Consider the following 821-nt stretch of genomic DNA (forward strand, 5'->3'; position numbering starts at 1 on the left):
CCGCCATATTAAAGGACATTTATCACATGGGCGCTTACCTTCTCGAATGGTTGAGTTTATTTTTTCGCTGGTTTCATGTTATCGCAGGGGTGGCATGGATTGGTGCATCGTTTTATTTTGTGTGGCTAGATCTAAGCCTACGCAAACCGCCACAGTGGAAAGCAGACAAAGGCATTTCGGGTGATCTTTGGGCCGTCCATGGCGGCGGGTTTTATGAGATTGCCAAATACAAACTCGAACCAGAGGAAATGCCAAAGACGCTACATTGGTTTAAGTGGGAAGCGTATACCACTTGGCTGACGGGTGCGGCGATGATGTCGATCGTCTATTATGCCAATGCAACTGCCTACCTGATCGATCCAAGCAAAGTGCCTTTTACTAGTATCGGTGCCATTGCGACAAGCTTGCTGTTTTTATTTGGTAGTTACTTTATTTACGAAGTCATTGTGCGCAGTCATTTGGGTAAAAATGCCCTAATATTTAGTACATTGATTTTTATTCTTTTGATCATTGCCTGTTGGGGTTCGTACCAGCTGTTTAGTGATCGCGCCTCATTTATCCATATTGGTGCTATTTTGGGTACGGTGATGGTAGGTAACGTATTCTTCGGTATTATGCCGGCACAGCGCGCCCTCGTAGATTGCGTAAGGCGCGGTGAAAAACCGGGTAAAGAAGTGGCTGAATTGGCGCTACAAGCCAAGAATAGATCATTGATGAACAACTACTTTACCCTACCACTCATCTTTACCATGATCAGTAATCACTATCCAATGATGTATGCCCATGAAAAAGGTTGGTTGGTCTTGGTGTTTGTTGGCGTT

At 44.7% G+C, this 821-nt stretch carries 1 protein-coding gene; it reads left to right on the forward strand.

Features of this window, described 5'->3' with window-relative positions; all coding sequences use genetic code 11:
* Positions 1-26: 26 nt before the first annotated feature.
* Positions 27-821 (forward strand): urate hydroxylase PuuD (locus ACS8FC_RS16330; protein WP_439297550.1); only part of this gene is annotated, 795 nt, incomplete at its 3' end.

This window comes from Psychrobacter sp. 1Y4 (assembly GCF_051847555.1).